This window comes from Streptomyces canus, from assembly GCF_001514145.1.
In the GTDB taxonomy this organism is placed as follows: Bacteria; Actinomycetota; Actinomycetes; order Streptomycetales; family Streptomycetaceae; genus Streptomyces; species Streptomyces canus.
Genome location: NZ_KQ948666.1, coordinates 1 through 1,839 on the forward strand (window position 1 = coordinate 1; position 1,839 = coordinate 1,839).

General features: G+C 68.3%; 1 protein-coding gene. It reads left to right on the top strand.

What is annotated here, in order from left to right:
- The coding region (locus tag AQJ46_RS30675) for a non-ribosomal peptide synthetase (protein ID WP_159064072.1) at positions 1 to 1,839 on the top strand (1,839 nt) is incomplete at both ends.

Here is a 1,839-nt window from a genome sequence, read left to right on the forward strand (position 1 = left end):
CGTTGCCGGTGCAGTATGCGGACTACGCGATCTGGCAGCGGGAGTTGCTGGGCGACGACGCCGACCCGGACAGTCTCATGTCGCGTCAGGTCGCCTATTGGCGCGAAAGGCTGGCCGGCTCGCCGGAGGAGCTGGAGCTGCCTTTCGACCGTTCGCGTCCGGCCGTCGCGAGCCGCCGTGGCCACAACGCTCCGCTGAACATCCCGGCCGAGGTCCACGAGCGCCTGGTGGAGTTGGCGAAGGCCGAGGGCGTGACGCTGTTCATGGTGCTGCAGGCCGCGCTCGCGGTCCTGCTGTCCCGGCTCGGTGCGGGGACGGACATTCCGATCGGTTCGGCGATCGCGGGTCGTACGGATGAGGCGCTGGACGAGTTGGTCGGCTGCTTCGTGAATACGCTGGTGGTGCGGACGGATCTGTCGGGTGACCCGACGTTCCGTGAGGTGCTGGGCCGGGTCCGCGAGGCGGGTCTGGGCGCGTTCGCGAACCAGGACGTTCCGTTCGAGCGCCTGGTCGAGGAGCTGGCCCCCAGCCGCTCGCTCGCGCGCCAGCCGCTCTTCCAGATCGTGCTCACGATGCACAACACCGGCGAGGCGTCCCTGGAGCTCGCCGACCTCGAGGTCGAGCGTCTACACACCGGACGCCCGGCGGCCAAGTTCGACCTGGATGTGATGGTCGGCGAGGACTTCGACGGCGATGGCCGTCCGGCGGGTCTGCTGGGGACGGTGACGGCGGCTGCGGATCTGTTCGACGCTGAGTCGGCGGGTCTGCTGGCGCAGCGATGGGCGCTGGTGCTGGACGCCGTCTCGGCTCGTCCGCAGCTGGCTCTGAGTGCGGTGGATGTGCTGGATGGTGTGGAGCGTGAGCGGGTCGTCGTGGGGTGGAATGCGACGGCTGGTGTGGTGTCGGCGGGTTCGGTGGCGGGGTTGTTCGAGGCGCGTGTCGCCGAGGTGCCGGATGTGGTTGCGGTCGTGTCCGGTGGGGCCGAGGTCTCTTACGGGGAGTTGGACGCGCGGGCGAACCGGCTGGCGAACTATCTGGTCGGGCAGGGTGTGGGTCCGGAGTCGGTGGTGGGGTTGTGCCTGGGTCGTGGGGTGGAGATGCTCACGGCGATCTTGGCGGTGTGGAAGGCGGGGGCGGGGTATCTGCCGGTGGATCCGCAGCAGCCGGTGGAGCGGATCGGGTTCATGCTGGCCGATTCGCGGGCGGTGATGGTTCTCGGGTTTGAGGACATCGTGGGTGACATGCCGGCCGGGCGGGTGCGGATCGTTGCGTTGGACGACGTGTTCGTCTCCGCCCAGATCGCGGCTCAGAGCAGTGAGTCGCCGTCGGTCCGGGTTGAGCCGTCCCATCTGGCGTATGTGATCTATACGTCGGGTTCGACGGGGATGCCGAAGGGTGTCGCGGTCACGCATGGTTCGCTGGTGAACTATGTCGAGTCGGTGCCCGGGCGGGTGGGGTTCGGTGAGCCGGGTGGCCGGTATGCGCTGTTGCAGGCGCAGGCCACGGACCTGGGTAACACGGTGGTGTTCGCGTCGTTGGCCACCGGTGGTGTGCTGCATGTGCTGGACGCGGACGCGGTCACCGACCCGGACCTGGTCGCGGACTACCTTGCCGTGCACGGTATCGACTATCTGAAGGTGGTTCCCTCGCATCTGGCTGCTCTGGGTGCCGGGGGTCTGGAACGGGTGCTGCCCGGTCGTGTTCTTGTTCTGGGTGGTGAGGGGGCGCCGGCTGCCTGGGTGAGTGAGTTGATCGCCGCGGCCGGCGACGGGACTTCGGTGTTCAACCACTATGGTCCGACGGAGACGACGATCGGTGTCGCCACCACGCGTCTGACCC